Raw genomic sequence first — 16,508 nt, forward strand, 5'->3', positions numbered from 1 at the left:
GATGGCTCTATGAACGACGATAAACACACCATCATTGGCGTCGATGTCGGCTCCGCCAGCGTGCGCGCCGGTGTCTTTGACCTTAATGGCACCCTTCTCGCCCATGCAACCCAGGGGATCACCCTGTTTCGTAGCGCGGGTAACGTGGTGGAACAATCCAGCCGCGAAATCTGGCAGGCGGTCTGCAGCTGCATTCACAGCGCGCTGGCACGCTCCGGCGCCGCCCCGCAGTCCGTCGCCGGGATTGGTTTCGACGCCACCTGCTCGTTGGTGGTGGTCGGCGAACATGGCGCCTCGCTGGCGGTGGGGCCTGGGGACGATCCTCAGCGCGATATCATCGTCTGGATGGATCATCGCGCCACGGCCCAGGCCGAAAAGATTAACGCCACCGGACACGCGGTGCTGCAGTACATCGGCGGCACTATCTCACCGGAGATGGAAACGCCGAAAATTCTGTGGCTGAAGGAGAACCGGCCGCAGACCTATCAGCAGGCGCGACACTTCTTCGACCTGGCGGACTACCTGACCTGGCGCGCCACCGGCGATCTGGCCCGTTCAATGTGTACCGTTACCTGCAAATGGACCTATCTGGCGCATGAACAGCGCTGGGATGCCGACTACTTCCGCCAGATTGGCCTCGGCGATCTGGCGGACGACGACTTTGCGCGTATCGGCCAACGTATTGTCGATCCGGGCACCCCCTGCGGCCAGGGGCTTAGCGCGGAGGCGGCCCGGGAGATGGGCCTGCCGGTCGGCACGCCGGTAGCAGCCGGGATGATTGACGCCCATGCCGGCGGCATCGGCACCGTCGGGGTGCTCGATGGCGCGGTCAGCAATATGGCCTACGTGTTCGGCACCTCCTCCTGCACCATGGCCAGCACCGCCAATGCCGTTTTCGTGCCCGGCGTCTGGGGGCCGTACTACTCCGCGATGGTGCCCGGTTTGTGGCTGAGCGAGGGTGGCCAGAGTGCGGCAGGCGCCGCGATCGACCAGCTGCTGCGTTTTCACCCGGCGGCTGCGCAGGCCAGCGAACTGGCTCAGCAGGCAGGAGTGGCGCTGCCGGTGTATCTCGCCGATCGGGTGCTGGCTCAGGTGAGCAGTGCCTCCGCGGCGGCCGACCTCGCCGCCGGGCTGCTGGTGGTGCCGGAGTTTCTGGGTAACCGCGCGCCGCTGGCGGACCCGGAGGCCAGAGCGGTGGTGGCGGGATTAGGCATGGAGCAGGATCTGGATAATCTGCTGGCGCTGTATGTCGCGGGGTTATGCGGGATTGGCTACGGGCTGCGGCAGATCCTTGACGCCCAGCAGGCGTGCGGCATTCACTGTGAAAACATCGTCATCAGCGGCGGTGCCGGGCAGCATCCGCTGGTCCGTCAGCTGCTGGCCGATGCCTGCGGCATTAACATCGTGAGTACCGAGTGCAGCGAACCGGTGCTGCTAGGCTCAGCCATTCTTGGGGCCGTCGCCGGTCGGGTATCGGCATCGCTGCCGGAGGCCATGAAGCAGTTTACCCGGGTGGATAAAACCTACCGTTGCACGACGTCGTATCAGGCACTGCATCAACGCCGCTATGAAGCCTATCTGGCGCTGCAGCAGGCAGCCCGCTTGCTGCGCCAGTAGGTCGTGAAGTGAGGCCCCTCTACTGAAGAGGGGCCAGTACTCAGGCAATGGTCACTTTGCCGTCCAGATAGACATCCTGCACCGCATTAATCAGCTTCACGCCGTCGCTCATCGACTTTTTAAACGCTTTACGACCGAGGATCAGCCCCATCCCGCCGGCACGCTTGTTGATGACCGCGGTACGCACGGCATCCGAGAGATCGGTTTCGCCCCCCGCCGCACCGCCGGAGTTGATTAACCCGGCACGGCCCATATAGCAGTTCGCCAGCTGATAGCGCACCAGGTCGATCGGGTTTTCCGAGGTCAGTTTGCTGTACACGCGATCGTCGGTATAACCAAAGTTAACCGCTTTATAGCCGCCGTTATTTTCGGCCATTTTCTGCTTCACGATATCGGCACCAATGGTGGCCGCCAGATGGTTCGCCTGGCCGGTTAAATCGGCCGAGACATGATAATCGACGCCGTCTTTTTTGAACGCCGGGTTACGCAGATAGGCCCACAGCACGGTCACCAGGCCCAGCTCATGCGCGCGTTCAAAGGCCGCCGAGATCTCTTCAATCTGGCGACGCGACTCCTCGGAACCGAAATAGATCGTCGCCCCGACCGCCACCGCTCCCATATTGAATGCCTGTTCCACGCTGGCGTACAGCGTCTGGTCAAAGGTGTTCGGGTAGCTGAGGGTTTCGTTGTGGTTAAGCTTCACCAGGAAGGGAATGCGATGCGCGTAGCGGCGCGAAACCGAGGCCAGCACGCCATAGGTGGACGCCACGCAGTTGCAACCGGCTTCAATAGCCAGTTCAACGATATTTTTCGGATCAAAGTAGAGCGGGTTGGCGGCAAACGAGGCGCCTGCCGAGTGTTCCACGCCCTGGTCAACCGGCAGGATGGAGAGGTATCCGGTCCCTGCCAGGCGCCCGGTGTTGTAGAGGGTTTGCATATTACGCAGCACCGCCGGCGGACGGTTGTTATCCACCATCACCCGGTCGACATAATCTGACCCCGGCAGATAAAGCTGGTCAGCTGGAATGGTCATACAACGGTGCTGTAAAAGGCTGTCGGCATCTTTGCCAAGCAACTGCGTAATATCAGTCATAGCTATGCTCCCGTTAGCGCCGGCCGCAGCCGGCATGTCTTTTCCTGACCCAAGTATTTGGGCAGGTTAAGCCTGGTACCGACTTAGCATATTTTCCAGCCGGGATCGCATTTTTCAGCGGTTTTAACCGGCTGGAATCGGGACTCGCTGGCTCAGATAATGGTGTCGACATCCCTCAGCCAGCGGGGAGCGTTATCCGATTTACCACCACGCGTGGAAATGGTGCACCGGCCCGATGCCGTGGCCCACTTCCAGCGAATCGGCCTGCGCCAGCGCCGCAGAGAGCCAACCTTTGGCCTCCGCCACCGTCTGTCCCCAGTCGGCATAGCGTGGGCGCAGTGCGGCCAGCGCCGCAGAGAGCGTACAGCCGGTACCGTGGGTATTTTTGGTCTGCACCCGCGGCGCGGTGAAGCGCTGTTCGCCGTCGCGGGTAAACAGCCAGTCCGGGCTTTCGGCGTTATCGAGATGGCCGCCTTTCATCAGCACCGCGCCGCAGCCCATCGCCAGCAGCGCCCGCCCCTGCTCCAGCATCTCTTTCTCGTTGTGCGCATGGGGGGCATCCAGCAGCGCCGCCGCTTCCGGCAGGTTGGGAGTAATCAACGACACGTGCGGCAGCAGACGCTTACGTAACGTCTCCACCGCAGAGGCGCTGAGCAGCGGGTCGCCGCTTTTCGCCAGCATCACCGTATCCAGCACCACGTTGTCGATCTGATAGCGGGCAAGGCGTTCCGCCACCGCCTCCACGATATCCGTTTCCGCCAGCATGCCAATTTTGGTGGTATCGATGCGCACGTCGCTGAACACGGAATCCAGCTGGGCGGCAACAAAGTCAGGCTCGATACGATAGACCGACTGCACGCCACGGGTGTTTTGCGCCACCAGCGCGGTGATCACCGAGCAGCCATAGGCCCCCAGCGCAGAGAACGTTTTCAGATCGGCCTGGATCCCGGCGCCGCCGCTGGGATCGGTACCGGCGATAGTCAGTGCATTAATCCGTTTCATCCCTGCTGCTCCCCATATAACGCGTCAAGAAATGCCGGGGTAAAGCTGCCCGGTCCTCTGCCGTGAGCCGCCAGGCCACCGGCCTGTTTCATCAGGCCGCAGGCGGCGGCAACGTTCTCGAGGCGGTCGCCGGGCATGGCGGTACTGGCGGCCACAACGGCGGAGAGCGCGCAGCCGGTGCCCACCACCCGGGTCATCAGCACATCGCCGCCGCTGACCGTGCGCGTGCGCTGCCCGTCGGTGATGTAGTCCAGTTCACCGGTCACTGCCACAATGGTATTGATCTGTCGGGCCAGCGCCTGGGCGGCCGGCAGCGCCGCGGCGGCGGTATCGGTGGTGTCCACGCCGCGCCCGCCGGCGCTCATGCCGGCCAGCGCCATAATTTCCGAGGCGTTGCCGCGAATGGCCGCCGGGCGCAGGCTCAGCAGTTCATGGCAGAAGGTGCTGCGCAGGGTTAATGCTCCAACCGCCACCGGATCCAGCGTCCAGGGTTTACCGGCGCTTTGCGCACTGAGCGCCGCGCCGCGCATGGCTTCCGCACGGTCGACGGTTAAGGTGCCGACGTTAATCAGCAGTCCATCGGCGATAGCCGCAAACTGCGCCGCTTCTTGCGGGTCAATAACCATCGCCGGCGAGGCACCGATCGCCAGCAGAACGTTGGCAGTAAAGGTCTGTACCACATCGTTGGTCATGCAGTGCACAAGGGGGGAATGGCGGCGAAACAGATGTTGCAGGTGCGCGATATGCGCGGGATTGAGTGGCTCAGTTTGCATCGTGTGCTCCAGCCAGGCGACGTAGAAGCAACGACCTTGTGGTCTCTGACTTCCCTACGCTGGCATTATCCAGATCAGGTACTACGGGTTTTTCTCAGCCTTCACAAAGAAGGGCACCCCGAGTCATTTAAATCAAAATCAATAAGTTGGGATTAACGTCTCGTTAATCCCTGTTTGGATCATGCCAGCCACGAGCCAAAGACACAACCCCTGCCTTATGCTCAGAACTCGATGCGGCCGCCGAAATTGTAGCGGCGCCCTTCCAACATCGCGGTCTGTCGGTAAGAGGTGCTGTAAATCGGGTTCACATCAAACAGATTGTAGATGCCGCTCATCAGGGTAACGTGCTTGTTCAGGTGATACCGAGCGCCGAGATCCACCAGCGCGTAGGCCTCGGTGGAGGTGGACTTACCGATATCCGGCGAGTTGCTGCGCCAGCTTGCCCGGGTCCACAGCTCAAGATCGTTGGTCGTATTCCAGGTCAGCGACACGTTGGCCATGCTGCTCGGGAAATCGCTCAGCGCGTACCCTTTATACTCACCGCTCTTCTGTTCGCTGTGGGTGTAGGTATAGTTCGCGTTGGCTTTCAGCGCGGCGGTGGCCTGCCAGTCGCCGTTCAGCTCCAGACCGTAGATCTCCGCATCACCGACGTTAATGTATTGCGACACGGTGTCCGCGGTGTAGCCATTGTACTGACATTTCTGGGTCGCAGACGCCGTACAGATGGTGTGATCGCTGATTTTGTCTTTGAATTTGGTGTGGAAAATCGTGGCATCCAGCGCCAGCGCGTCCTGCTGCCAGTACACCCCCAGCTCGGTGTTGATGCTCTGCTCCGGCTTCAGGTCATCATTACCAATGCCGATTTCGGAGTAAGGATACGCGCCGTAGACGCTGGTAAAGCTGGCGTTGTTCTCGCGCAGATCCGGCTTCTTATACCCGGCGGACACGCCGCCTTTCAGCGCCCAGGTTTCATTCAGGGTCCAGTTACCGTACAGCTTAGGCGTGACGTGGTAGCCAAAATAGCTGTCATGATCCAGACGCGCCGAGGTGGTCAGGGTGAAATCCGGCACCATCATCCAGGCATCTTCCGCAAAGACCGCCCAGCCGTGACGGGTGATCTTGCTGACCGGCGTCACGCCGGGCGCCTCTTTGTCTTCTATACCAAAGGTGTCATTCAGCTCGTTGCGGGTAAAGTTGATACCTAACGTCAGCTTGTGATCGCCCAGGGTAAAGGTGTTCGCGCTGTTGGCTTCGAAGTTATTCTGTTTAATAAATTGCGAATCCATGCCCGGTACCCGATATTCCGTGCGCGCTTTCTCGTAGCTGATGAAGTTCTTGACCTCCAGCAGGTCATCACCGTACCAGGCGTGCTGCGAAAGCGAGGCCGCATCGCGGTCAAAACCCCAGTACCACTGCTTATCGTTATGGGTTTTCTCCTGATTGCCTTTGGTGGCGTTCAGATCCCACAGTTGGGTATCGGTGGGCGACATGGAAATCGTCGCATCCAGATTCCCCGCCTCGTGCTTCACAAAACGCTGCTTAGCCGGACTATCATCATCGCGACGGTCAAGATAATCCGCCGCCACGCTTACCCCGAGCTTGCCCGGCACTACCGGCCCCATCAAGAAAACGTTGCTCTGGTTGGTGTTGCCGTATTCGCTTTTCTCCTGCAGGAAGTAATTATCCTCCAGCACCCCTGTCCATTTATCGATGTTGTACGCTTTTTTGGTAATGACGTTGACCACGCCGCCGATAGAGTCAGATCCATACAGCGAGGACATCGGTCCACGAATGACTTCAACCCGTTCGATGGCCGCCAGCGGCGGCATAAAGGCCGCCTCAGTACCGATATGGTGCCCGTAAGGCCGGGATTCGCGGGTCGACTGCTTAATGCCGTTCACCATAAACGAGGTATAGGTAGAGTCCATCCCGCGCATCTGCACATCCCCGGTCGCCAGGCTACCGTGGCCGTTGCCGACCAGCACCCCTGGCATTTCGCGGATGGCTTCCGTCACGTTCTGGTTTGAACGGGTATTCAGCGCTTTCTCATCAAGCACCGAGATAGTGGCTGGCGCTTCGCGCCGCTCCTGAGTAAAGCCGGTGGCGGTCACCACCATTTGTTCTTCGTTGGCCGGGGTGCTGTCTGCTGCAAAAACCCCTGCCGGCAGGTTGGCAATGGCGAGCGCAATCGCCACGGCCATGCGTGTCTTAGTCGTCACAAAAAAAGCCCTTAAAATGTAGTGAGATCAATCTTGAGAACGTAGTCAGCCTGGTCGGATTTTTCGTCTTGTTTGACGCTGGCATAGAGCGTTCTGGCATCGGCAGAAAGCACCAGGCTGTTCGGCATGGCCGCCGTTTTGATGGTGTGTTTGACGCGGTTGGTTTTGGCATCAATCACGCTAATCGAGCGATCGTTACGATGGGTCACATAGATTTCATCGCGCGCGGCGTTATACAGCACGGCAATGGAGTTCGGCGTGGCAATGCGATGCAGCAGCTTGCCGGAGCGCAGGTCCACCACCAGCAGGTCGCGGGTATTGGTATCGGCGATATAGCCCACGCCTGCGGCGCTATTCAACGCGATATTGAGGAAGTAGTGATTGGTCTCGGCCGGGTCGACCTTCACGCGGGAGAGCAGCGTCGAGGTTTTGCCATCAAGGGTAACCAGCTCGCCGTGGCCGGTGACCACATAAACCTTCTCACCCGTGGCATCCACCGCAAATCCCACCGGTTCGATTTTCCCGATAGTCTCCAGCAACTGCTGCTTACGGGTATCGACGACCCAGAGCAGCCCTTTGTCTTTACGCCCGATCCCGGAGACATACAGGCGCTGGTTGTGCTTATCGAGCACCACTTCGCGAACATGGGCCTTTTTCTCAGGGTCAGAATCGTCGCTCAGCTGAATGGTTTTGATCACCTTGCCCGTGAGCGTGTCCAGCAGCATCACCGAACCGTCCAGCGCATTGCCCAGATAGAGAATATGGTTCTCTTCATCCAGCGAGAGCGCGAAGGTGCGGCGCTCGGTGGCGATTTTATCCTTAATCTGCAAAGAATCGGCCGCCAGTCGGAACACCACGCCAGCGGTTTTATCTTTCTCAAAAGAGGGTGCCGAGGCGGCATAAATCGTCTGCTGCTGGTGGTCGTAGGCTAGTTCATAAACCCCGTGTCCCAGGGGCTGCGAGCGAAATACCTTCTCACTGAACTCCTTTGCAGATGCGCAGAGAGTATGAAGAGAAACGGCAATGGCCAGCGTGCAGAGCGCGGCTTTCTTTACAGATGCTGTAGACATGTAATATTTCTTTACAGTAGTTTACGGAATGCAAACGATAATGAAAATGAATATTATTTGCAATCGCGTATTCCTTCATATTTCCTACCATTTTTTGTGTTGTAATCGAAGCGGTAGCTGTTTTAACGCGCGCGAACCTGCGCGGGTGGGGCTTCTCAAATGACGTCGTTTCGCGGTGACGGGGCAAGTACAGCGCACCCGCGGTGCGCTGCCCTCCTCACTTAGTGTTTAAACCAGTTCACGATAATCCAGCCCGCAGCCGGCGTTGGCGATAATGCCCTCTTCAACCTCGGGGGTTAGATGCTGATGCGGGGAATAGTGATACGGGGGAGCGATATACTCGGTGTTAAATCCGCAGGGATTTAATGCCGGTGGAGGCACTTCCGGGGTACCAGGTTGATCCGGCGGTTCGCTATTAAATGTCGAACCTTTATCGCTCAGATACTCGCCGCCAAATGCTTTATACATTTTGCAGGAGTCGCTGACGCCCTGCACCCGGAAAATATTAAATTCTGAGCGGGTTCTTGAATCTTTGCCTACACCAAAGCTGTATTGATATTTATAGATGGGATCGCTAATACTGTTATCAAATACGTTATTAAAAAGATGAATATTACCAAAACGTACCCGTGGAGTACGTGTAGTTATCCATGGTAAAACGGCCATCGGTGAAGGTCACATTGCTGACCCAGACGTGGTGAGCGCGAACGATACTGAGGCCATCCCACTCGGCATTCCAGCCGTCGCCCTCTTCGAATTGCGGCTCAACATCCACCGGGTTTTCAATATGCAGGTTGTGGATAATCACATTGCTGACATCCTGAACAAACAAAGCACATTCAATGAGTTGTGCATTGCTGTCGATACCAATCAGGGTGGTGTTGCTGCCGAGGAAAATGCGGCCGCGTTTTGACTGATCCTGGCGGTCGGTGTAGGGAACGCCCCCGCTGGCGTCAATTAACCCGCCGACCCAAATCCATTTCGGCTGGTCGCCTGATGCCGCAATCGCCTCCCTCAGTTCGGTGATATTCCTGACATAGTAAGCATGCTCCGGCGACGTTCCCCCGCCGGTCGTTCCCCCGGCTTCGGTGGCCCATCCCAGCGGAGTACCATGCCAGGGTTTATGCGGAGGCACATTATTGATTGTTGTCATTACAAATCTCCTTTTGTATTTTATAAAACGGCTGTTATTCAACAAATATTAACATCACAGTGATGACTTAATATTAATGAGATCCAGTTTATAAAAATATGTCAACAACAAATGGCATATCCCACAGAGTATAAATAGCCAGGTATTAAAAGCCGTCACCATTTACATCAAGGTAAATGAAACATTATTTCACTTTAAAATCACAAAATGAGGTTAATCTGCACATATAAAAACTTCAAGTGCGACTTTGCATTAAAGGGAGGTAGATCATATTTACCGCTCGTCGGCGATCAACGGAATGGCGGTAACACATGGAAAACATGGCAAACGTAACCAGGCAATGATGTGCCGCACTATTTTGCCTGGTCTTTCCCTGCTGCTTATGGTTCCTGGCCGTCCGTAGGTGCCTTTCACCTTAATAATCTTCCGGCAGCGGTCGGTCAATGGAAACCAGCTTGCCTCTCTCCATGGTGATGTAGCCCCCGGCTTTCAGCTCGGCCAGCACCCGGAAAACGTGGGTTCGCGACAGGTTGGTCCGACGGATAATAAACAGCGCCAGCCCCTCGGTTTCGCCCTTATGAGCGTTCTGACGATACAGGTAACGGAACAGCATCGGCCGGATCGTCTGGTAGCTGGTCAGCTGCCGCCGTTCGTTATGCAGGTCGATGGTAAAGATGGTCATATACAGCAGAATGGTCGTCAGCTCCTGGATACGCTGCGGATCGTTTTTCATAAAAATACGATCAAACGCCTCGTAGGATATTTTAATAACCTCCGCTGGCGCCACCGCAATATATTCAAACTTCGCCAGGGGACAATATCTTTCCAGCAACCCTACCGGCATATGTTCAATCGTATTACCAATCATGAGTCCATTATCGGGCATCACCATGGCCAAAGAACCTTTAACGCAAAAATAGATACATTCGGGCTTTAATACTAATTTTTTATTTAGCGCAACGGACAGCAACTCGCCTTCTTCGGTTATTTCCGCCAGATAGGTGTCTATTTTAAGTCCTTGATAATAGCTATGCACGTCCTGAAAATTCACACCATTCCCCTTTCTGTCCCCTGTACCAACAACTGAAGTATAGCAGTGAACGCACTGTCTATTCACCGTGAACATATCCTGATCAACGGCCAGTCCCATTTGGGACTATCGCACTAATTCAATTCCCTTACAATGCTCAACAGTTACTCCAGATTTGCTTTTGTCACTTCATCATTATTTGTTGAACATGACAAAATTATCCAAGAGGCCCTTCAATGAAATTAAATCAGATCGCAAAACATCTGGCACTGGCCGGTGTTTTAACTTCTCTTTCTGTTTCCGCTTTCGCGCAGGTTATGCCGAAAGATGCAACAGAAGCCACTCAACAGGCAAATAACGCGCTTTATAATAAGTTGCCGTTTGCCGACAAAACTGACTTTGAAAATGCGCACAAAGGTTTTGTTGCCGCGCTGCCACAAGAAGTGATTAAAGGCGCACAAGGTAACGTTATCTGGGACCCGGCGAAGTACGACTTCATTAAAGAAGGCGAAAAAGCGCCTGCGACCGTTAACCCAAGCCTGTGGCGTCAGTCTCAGCTGATCAATATCAGCGGCCTGTATAAAGTCACCGACGGCGTTTATCAGATTCGTAACCTCGATCTCTCCAACATGACCATTGTTGAAGGCGATAAAGGCATCACCATTATTGACCCGTTATTGTCTGCAGAGCCGGCGAAAGAAGCCCTGGACCTGTACTACAAAAACCGTGGTAAAAAACCGGTCGTTGCGGTGCTGTTCACCCACAGCCACGTAGACCACTACGGCGGTATCCGTGGTGTGGTTGATGAAGCAGACGTGAAAGCGGGCAAAGTGAAAATCTACGCCCCGGACGGATTCATGAAAGAAGCCGTGTCTGAAAACATTATGGCCGGTAACGCCATGAGCCGTCGCGCCAGCTACATGTACGGTAACCTGCTGAAGCCTGACGCGAAAGGCCAGGTCGGCGCGGGTCTGGGGACCACCACCTCTGCCGGTACGGTTACCCTGCTGCAGCCAACGGACTACATCACCCATACCGGGCAAGAAGAAGTTATCGATGGCCTGACCTACGACTTTATGATGGCGCCGGGCTCTGAAGCGCCGTCAGAAATGCTGTGGTACATCAAAGAGAAGAAACTGATTGAAGCAGCAGAAGACGTAACCCATACGCTGCACAACACCTACTCTCTGCGTGGCGCGAAAATCCGCGATCCGCTTGCATGGTCGAAATATATCAACGCCGCCATCGAGCGTTGGGGCAGCGATGCTGAAGTCATTATCGCACAGCACCACTGGCCGACCTGGGGTAACGAAAACATTGTTAAGCTGATGAAAGGTCAGCGCGACATGTATCGCTTTATCAATGACCAGACGCTGCGCCTGGCCAACAAAGGCCTGACCCGTGATGAGATCGCCGCGAACTTCAAGCTGCCGCCGTCACTGGAAAAACAGTGGGCAAGCCGCGGTTACTACGGTTCCGTCAGCCACGACGTGAAAGCCACCTACGTGTTCTATCTCGGCTGGTTCGATGGCAACCCGGCAACCCTCGACGAACTGGCGCCAGAAGAAGCGGCGAAGAAGTTTGTTGATTACATGGGCGGCGCGAGCAACGTGCTGAAGAAAGCCAAAGAAGATTACAGCCAGGGTAATTACCGTTGGGTTGCTCAGGTCACCAGCAAAGTCGTCTTTGCTGACCCGAAAAACCAGGAAGCGCGTAACCTGGAAGCGGATGCGCTGGAGCAGCTGGGTTACCAGGCCGAAGCGGGTACGTGGCGTAACTTCTACCTGACCGGTGCTCAGGAACTGCGTAACGGCGTGCAGCAACTGCCGACGCCGAACACCGCCAGCCCGGATACCGTGCGTGCAATGACCCCGGAAATGTTCTTCGATTACCTGGGCGTGCATATCAACGGCGAGAAAGCAGGCAATGCTAAAGCGACCTTCAACATTGACCTTGGCAAAGACGGCGGCAAGTACAAGCTGGAACTGGAAAACGGCGTACTGAACCATACCGCTAACGTTGAAGCGAAAGACGCGGATGCCAACATCACGCTGAGCCGCGATGCGCTGAACAAGATCATCCTGAAGCAGGAAACGCTGAAGCAGGCTGTCGATAATGGTGACGTGACCATTACCGGTAATGCCGCGAAGCTGGACGAAATGCTGAGCTATATGGACAAGTTTGAGTTCTGGTTCAACATCGTTACTCCGTAAGTTTATTCAGTGACTTACCCTACCCCGCAGCCTGTGGCTGTGGGGTATTTTTTTGCCTGTAAGATACTGAACGCCCGGTTTACCCCTCTGTCCTGAGGCGCGCCGCCGATTCGCGCAGCGAACTCAGCAACAGTAAAAAACACTCTTCAATTAACGGCGGCAGCGGCTGCGGCCCGCGCATTAACGCCACGGTACGCGCCAGCGCCGGCTGCTGGAGCTGCGCTATCTGCAACGCCGGGTCCTGTAAATGGGTGGTATAAAGCTCCGGCAGGATGGCAATCGCCAGGCGCGAACGCACCAGGCCATACAGGGTTTCGATATAGTCCACCTGATACCGGGTATTCAGGGTCAGGCGATGGCTCTCCGCCAGTGCGCCAACCAGACGTTGGATATTGCCTTTCGAGAACACCGCAATATCGCGCCCGGCCAGCAGTTTCCACGGTAAATGCGGCTGCGCCGCCAGCGGGTCGTCGCAGTGCAGCACCGCCACAAACGGATCTTCCCGCAGCGGGTAGACCTGCAACTCTGCGGGCAGCGAACTGTCGATAGCGCCAATGCCAAAGTCAATCTTGCCGCTTTGCAGCTCCCGCACCAGCGCATCGTTGGTCTGGTCGTGGAACTCGACCCGCAGCCGGGGAAAGGTTTGCGCCAGCAGCTGCGGCAGCAGTGGAAACAGCAGCGAACTCACCGAAGGCACCAGACCAATCCGCACGGTGCCATCGCCGCCGGCCGCCACGATCTGCTGCATATCCTGAAACGCCAGTTGGGCCACGCTCAGCACCCGGCGGGCGTGGGGCAAAATCGCCGCCCCCAGTTCGGTCAGGGTCACCGCAGCGGCGGTCCGGTTCACCAGCTTGCCGCCGAGCACGGTTTCAACCTGACGCAGCGCGCTGCTCAGCGCCGGCTGGCTGATGGCCAGGCGGTTGGCGGTATCGGTGAAATGACGCAGCTCCGCCAGGGTGACAAAGTACTGTAGCTGCTTGAGGGAAAGCGCGGGCAGGCGCTGCCATGGTTCGGTCATGGTGTTCTTCGCTAAGGGTAGTCAGGCAGAATAACCCGAGCTTATCGGGTGATAAATTTATTCATCTGGGCAAACGTTTGCTGTGCGCCTAGAGTATCGCCATTATCCTTGTGCCGGAGTTGTTATGTCCAGCAATGCAGAAAACCGCCGCCGTGCCGTCCAGGCCGCCAGAGGCGAAACACCGTTTGACCTGTTACTGACCGACGGGCATATCGTCGATATGGTCACCGGCGAAGTCCGCGCCGCCGATGTCGGCATCGTTGGCGAGATGATCGCCAGCGTGCATCCGCGCGGCAGCCGGACGGACGCGCACCAGTGCCAGTCGCTGGAAGGCGCCTACCTTTCGCCGGGGCTGATCGATACCCACGTCCATCTTGAAAGCTCCCATCTGCCGCCCGAGCGCTACGCCGAAATCGTCCTTGCGCAAGGGACCACGGCGGTCTTCTGGGATCCCCATGAGCTGGCCAACGTCCTCGGCGTGGAGGGGGTTCGCTATGCCGTCGCCGCCAGCCGCCATCTGCCGCTGCAGGTGATGGTTGCCGCCCCTTCCAGCGTGCCATCGACCCCAGGACTGGAAATGTCGGGGGCGGATTTCGCCGGCGCCGAGATGACCACCATGCTGGCATGGCCGGAAGTCTGCGGCGTGGCGGAAGTAATGGACATGCACGGGGTGCTCAACGGTAGCGCGCGGATGCTGGAGATTGTCCAGGCTGGTCTCGACAGCGGCAAGCTGATCGAAGGCCACGCCCGCGGCCTGAGCGGCGCCGACCTGCAGGCCTACCTTGCCGCCGGGGTGACCTCCGATCATGAGCTGACCTCAGCGGAAGATGCGCTGGAAAAGCTGCGCGCCGGATTGACTCTGGAACTGCGCGGCTCGCATCCGTATCTGCTGCCGGATATCGTGAAGGCCCTGAAAACCCTCCCGCATCTCTCCTCGCAGATCACCGTCTGCACCGACGATGTGCCGCCGGATATGCTGCTGGAAAAAGGCGGGATTATCGCCCTGCTCAACCTGCTGATTAGCCACGGTCTGGCCGCCACCGACGTCCTGCGCTTCGCGACCCTCAACGCCGCGATTCGCCTGCAGCGTAACGATTTGGGGCTGATTGCCGCCGGTCGCCGCGCCGATCTGGTGGTCTTTGACAGCCTCGAAACTCTGCAGGCCCGTGAGGTCTTTGTGGCCGGGAAGTCGATCGCCCGTGACGGCGCGATCCTCCAGCCGATCCCGGCGGCTGCTGGCGTCTTGCCGCCGCGCGATACGCTCCAGATGGCGCCGCTACAGGCTGCGGATTTTGTGCTGCGGGTGCCCGGCATCGTGCACGGCGTGGCCCGTCTGCGGCATATCCGCGGCGCGCGCTTTACCCAATGGGGAGAGGTCGAGGTGCAGGTTCGCGACGGCGAAATCCAGCTCCCGGAAGGCTTCAGCCTGATCTGGGTGAAGCACCGCCACGGACGTCACCAGGCCAAGCCGCAAATCGCCCTGCTCGAAGGCTGGGGTGAGCTGCGCGGCGCCATCGCCACCAGCTACTCCCACGACTCCCACAACCTCGTGGTGCTGGGACGTCATCCTGCAGACATGGCCCAGGCTGCCAATCAGCTGATTGTCTCCGGCGGCGGAATGGCGCTCGCTCAGCAAGGCGCCATTCTGGCCCACGTGGCGATGCCGATTGCCGGTATGCTGTCCGACCTGCCGGCCGCCGAACTGGCGCAGCAGTTCCGTGAATTACGCGACCTCAGTGCGGAAATCGCCGACTGGGAACCGCCCTACCGGGTATTTAAGGCCATTGAGGGAACCTGCCTCGCTTGTAATGCCGGACCACATTTGACCGATTTAGGGTTGACCGATGGCACTACCCGCCAGATCGTCGAACCGCTGATAGCATGCCGGGAAACCCCGGTCCCAACCGATCACAACAATAATCATCGGGGAGCCTGAACATGGCCGACAACACACTGCATACCTCCGCGCAGGGAAGCTGGCTGGAGCGGCGTTTTTCCCTGCGCTCCCGCGGCAGCACGCTGCGTACCGAATGTCTCGCCGGGGTGACCGGCTTTCTTGCCTCCGCCTATCTGCTGGTGGTGATCCCCGGCCTGCTGGCGGTGGGCGGTATGGACAAAGGCGCCGCCACCACCGGGACGATTCTGGTGTTCGTCGCCGGAACGTTGCTGATGGCCTTTTATGCCAACCTGCCGTTTATCGTTGGCCCAGGCATTGGCGGCTCGGTGCTGGTGGGCGTGACGCTGGCCGGCAGTGAGGGTATCGGCTGGCAAATCGGGCTCGGTATTGCCTGCTGGTCTGGGATCCTGTTCTTCCTGCTCACCACATTCGGCCTGCGTGAAGTGGTGACCCGTTCGGTGCCGCAGTCCATCAAGCTGGGGCTGACGGCCTCGATCGGCCTGTTTGTGGCGGTGCTTGGTTTTCGCAACGCAGGCCTGGTGCTGGCAAACGCCAAAACCAACGCCCTGATGCTGGGAGATTTCCTTTCCCCTGGCGCGCTGGTGGCGCTGTGCGGCCTGTTTCTCGCTATCGCCCTGCAGGCACGGCGCATTCCAGGGGCTATTCTGTGGGCAATTCTGTTTGCGACGCTTATCGGCATTCCTGCCGGCGTGACCCGCTTACCCGCCAGCTTTATCGATATGCCGCACTCGCTGGCGCCGGTGCTGGGCCATATCGATATGCTGGGAGCGCTGAATATCGCCTTCCTGCCGTTCCTGTTCGTCTTTTTCGCCTCCGAGTTTTTCTCCACCATGGGGACCACCCTGGCGGTCGGCGGCGAAGCGGGGCTGCTGGATGACGAAGGCAATATGCCGCAGATCAACCGGCCATTTATGGTCGACTCAATCGCCGCCGCCATCGGCCCATGGCTGGGTATTCCAGCGGCGACCGCGCTGATTGAGTCGTCAGCGGCGGCAGAAGCCGGGGGCAAAACCGGGTTAACGGCGCTGGCGGCAGCGGTGATGTTTTTGCTGATGCTGCTGTTCACCCCGGTGGCCCTGATGATCCCCAAAGAGGCCACCGCCCCGGCGCTGATCCTGATCGGTCTGAATATGTTCAGCGGCCTGCGCAAAGTCGATCTGGCTAATTTCACCGACGGGCTGCCGGTATTGATGATGGTGATGATCACCCTGATCGCTAACAGCTTCGGCACCGGGATTGCCGGCGGGCTGCTGTTCTACATCATGATTAAAACCGTTGCCGGCAAATGGCGCGAGATCCCGCTGGGACTGTGGATCCTCGCCATTCCGCTGGTCTACTACTTCGCCACCCTGGTACGCCACTAAGCGAAGATGCCGCCCGCCAGCCGGGCGGCATGCTG

13 protein-coding genes, 1 pseudogene and 1 riboswitch are annotated in these 16,508 nt (G+C 57.9%); of the genes and pseudogenes, 4 read left to right on the forward strand and 10 right to left on the reverse strand.

The genetic code is table 11. The features are described 5' to 3' along the window. The first annotated feature begins 9 nt into the window (after window positions 1-9). On the forward strand, window positions 10-1,617 hold the full coding sequence (locus EDF82_RS08735; protein ID WP_123755104.1) for an FGGY-family carbohydrate kinase: 1,608 nt from the start codon (window positions 10-12) through the stop codon (window positions 1,615-1,617). A gap of 40 nt (window positions 1,618-1,657) precedes the next feature. Here EDF82_RS08735 and fbaB read toward each other — a convergent pair whose 3' ends face one another. From fbaB to EDF82_RS08775, 9 genes and pseudogenes are all read right to left on the reverse strand, one after another. Continuing rightward, the gene (gene fbaB, locus EDF82_RS08740) at window positions 1,658-2,710 is read right to left on the reverse strand and encodes a class I fructose-bisphosphate aldolase (RefSeq protein WP_123755520.1); all 1,053 of its coding nucleotides are present in this window, start codon (window positions 2,708-2,710) and stop codon (window positions 1,658-1,660) included. Window positions 2,711-2,911: 201 nt separating this feature from the next. Continuing rightward, a complete protein-coding gene (gene thiD, locus EDF82_RS08745; RefSeq protein WP_123755105.1) occupies window positions 2,912-3,712 on the reverse strand; it encodes a bifunctional hydroxymethylpyrimidine kinase/phosphomethylpyrimidine kinase in 801 nt (266 codons plus the stop codon). Then, the gene (thiM, locus tag EDF82_RS08750) at window positions 3,709-4,485 is read right to left on the reverse strand and encodes a hydroxyethylthiazole kinase (protein WP_123755106.1); all 777 of its coding nucleotides are present in this window, start codon (window positions 4,483-4,485) and stop codon (window positions 3,709-3,711) included. The genes thiD and thiM overlap by 4 nt, the downstream gene beginning before the upstream one ends. A gap of 34 nt (window positions 4,486-4,519) precedes the next feature. Further along, window positions 4,520-4,616, reverse strand: a riboswitch (TPP riboswitch). Between the two features lie 90 nt (window positions 4,617-4,706). After that, complete coding sequence (locus tag EDF82_RS08755) at window positions 4,707-6,686, reverse strand: TonB-dependent receptor domain-containing protein (RefSeq protein WP_154144284.1); 1,980 nt, start codon at window positions 6,684-6,686, stop codon at window positions 4,707-4,709. 29 nt (window positions 6,687-6,715) lie between these two features. After that, window positions 6,716-7,774: a YncE family protein gene (locus EDF82_RS08760; protein ID WP_123755108.1), complete on the reverse strand. Its 1,059-nt coding sequence runs from the start codon at window positions 7,772-7,774 to the stop codon at window positions 6,716-6,718. 228 nt (window positions 7,775-8,002) lie between these two features. Next, window positions 8,003-8,242 (reverse strand): hypothetical protein, encoded by a 240-nt coding sequence (locus EDF82_RS25430; RefSeq protein ID WP_227540122.1) that lies wholly within the window; start codon window positions 8,240-8,242, stop codon window positions 8,003-8,005. 84 nt (window positions 8,243-8,326) lie between these two features. Then, window positions 8,327-8,440, reverse strand: a pseudogene (locus EDF82_RS25650) (hypothetical protein); the annotation flags it as partial. Continuing rightward, a complete protein-coding gene (locus EDF82_RS08770) occupies window positions 8,388-8,927 on the reverse strand; it encodes a hypothetical protein (RefSeq protein WP_123755110.1) in 540 nt (179 codons plus the stop codon). The gene EDF82_RS08770 and the pseudogene EDF82_RS25650, both read right to left, overlap by 53 nt. A gap of 415 nt (window positions 8,928-9,342) precedes the next feature. Beyond that, the gene (locus EDF82_RS08775; protein ID WP_187042534.1) at window positions 9,343-9,978 is read right to left on the reverse strand and encodes a helix-turn-helix domain-containing protein; all 636 of its coding nucleotides are present in this window, start codon (window positions 9,976-9,978) and stop codon (window positions 9,343-9,345) included. Between the two features lie 215 nt (window positions 9,979-10,193). Here EDF82_RS08775 and EDF82_RS08780 point away from each other — a divergent pair, with 215 nt between their 5' ends. Further along, the gene (locus tag EDF82_RS08780) at window positions 10,194-12,170 is read left to right on the forward strand and encodes an alkyl/aryl-sulfatase (RefSeq protein WP_123755112.1); all 1,977 of its coding nucleotides are present in this window, start codon (window positions 10,194-10,196) and stop codon (window positions 12,168-12,170) included. Window positions 12,171-12,249: 79 nt separating this feature from the next. Here the strand turns inward: EDF82_RS08780 and EDF82_RS08785 are convergent, their stop codons facing one another. Beyond that, entirely contained in the window at window positions 12,250-13,191 is a 942-nt protein-coding gene (locus tag EDF82_RS08785) for a LysR family transcriptional regulator (RefSeq protein ID WP_123755113.1), read from the reverse strand. Between the two features lie 124 nt (window positions 13,192-13,315). Here EDF82_RS08785 and EDF82_RS08790 point away from each other — a divergent pair, with 124 nt between their 5' ends. Both EDF82_RS08790 and EDF82_RS08795 read left to right on the forward strand, forming a co-directional pair. Beyond that, the gene (locus EDF82_RS08790; protein ID WP_123755114.1) at window positions 13,316-15,127 is read left to right on the forward strand and encodes an adenine deaminase; all 1,812 of its coding nucleotides are present in this window, start codon (window positions 13,316-13,318) and stop codon (window positions 15,125-15,127) included. A 2-nt stretch (window positions 15,128-15,129) separates the two neighbouring features. Next, window positions 15,130-16,473, forward strand: coding sequence for an NCS2 family permease (locus EDF82_RS08795; RefSeq protein WP_123755115.1), 1,344 nt, complete (start codon window positions 15,130-15,132; stop codon window positions 16,471-16,473). Window positions 16,474-16,508 lie beyond the last annotated feature (35 nt).

Source organism: Klebsiella sp. BIGb0399, assembly GCF_003752615.1.
Taxonomy (GTDB): Bacteria; Pseudomonadota; Gammaproteobacteria; order Enterobacterales; family Enterobacteriaceae; genus Klebsiella; species Klebsiella lignicola.

Bases quoted from the DNA above. Each gene is read 5' to 3' on its own strand.
- EDF82_RS08735 (WP_123755104.1), top strand. From the start codon at position 10: ATGAACGACGATAAACACACCATCATTGGCGTCGATGTCGGCTCCGCC.
- fbaB (WP_123755520.1), bottom strand. From the start codon at position 2,710: ATGACTGATATTACGCAGTTGCTTGGCAAAGATGCCGACAGCCTTTTA.
- thiD (WP_123755105.1), bottom strand. From the start codon at position 3,712: ATGAAACGGATTAATGCACTGACTATCGCCGGTACCGATCCCAGCGGC.
- thiM (WP_123755106.1), bottom strand. From the start codon at position 4,485: ATGCAAACTGAGCCACTCAATCCCGCGCATATCGCGCACCTGCAACAT.
- EDF82_RS08755 (WP_154144284.1), bottom strand. From the start codon at position 6,686: ATGGCCGTGGCGATTGCGCTCGCCATTGCCAACCTGCCGGCAGGGGTT.
- EDF82_RS08760 (WP_123755108.1), bottom strand. From the start codon at position 7,774: ATGTCTACAGCATCTGTAAAGAAAGCCGCGCTCTGCACGCTGGCCATT.
- EDF82_RS25430 (WP_227540122.1), bottom strand. From the start codon at position 8,242: ATGTATAAAGCATTTGGCGGCGAGTATCTGAGCGATAAAGGTTCGACA.
- EDF82_RS08770 (WP_123755110.1), bottom strand. From the start codon at position 8,927: ATGACAACAATCAATAATGTGCCTCCGCATAAACCCTGGCATGGTACT.
- EDF82_RS08780 (WP_123755112.1), top strand. From the start codon at position 10,194: ATGAAATTAAATCAGATCGCAAAACATCTGGCACTGGCCGGTGTTTTA.
- EDF82_RS08785 (WP_123755113.1), bottom strand. From the start codon at position 13,191: ATGACCGAACCATGGCAGCGCCTGCCCGCGCTTTCCCTCAAGCAGCTA.
- EDF82_RS08790 (WP_123755114.1), top strand. From the start codon at position 13,316: ATGTCCAGCAATGCAGAAAACCGCCGCCGTGCCGTCCAGGCCGCCAGA.
- EDF82_RS08795 (WP_123755115.1), top strand. From the start codon at position 15,130: ATGGCCGACAACACACTGCATACCTCCGCGCAGGGAAGCTGGCTGGAG.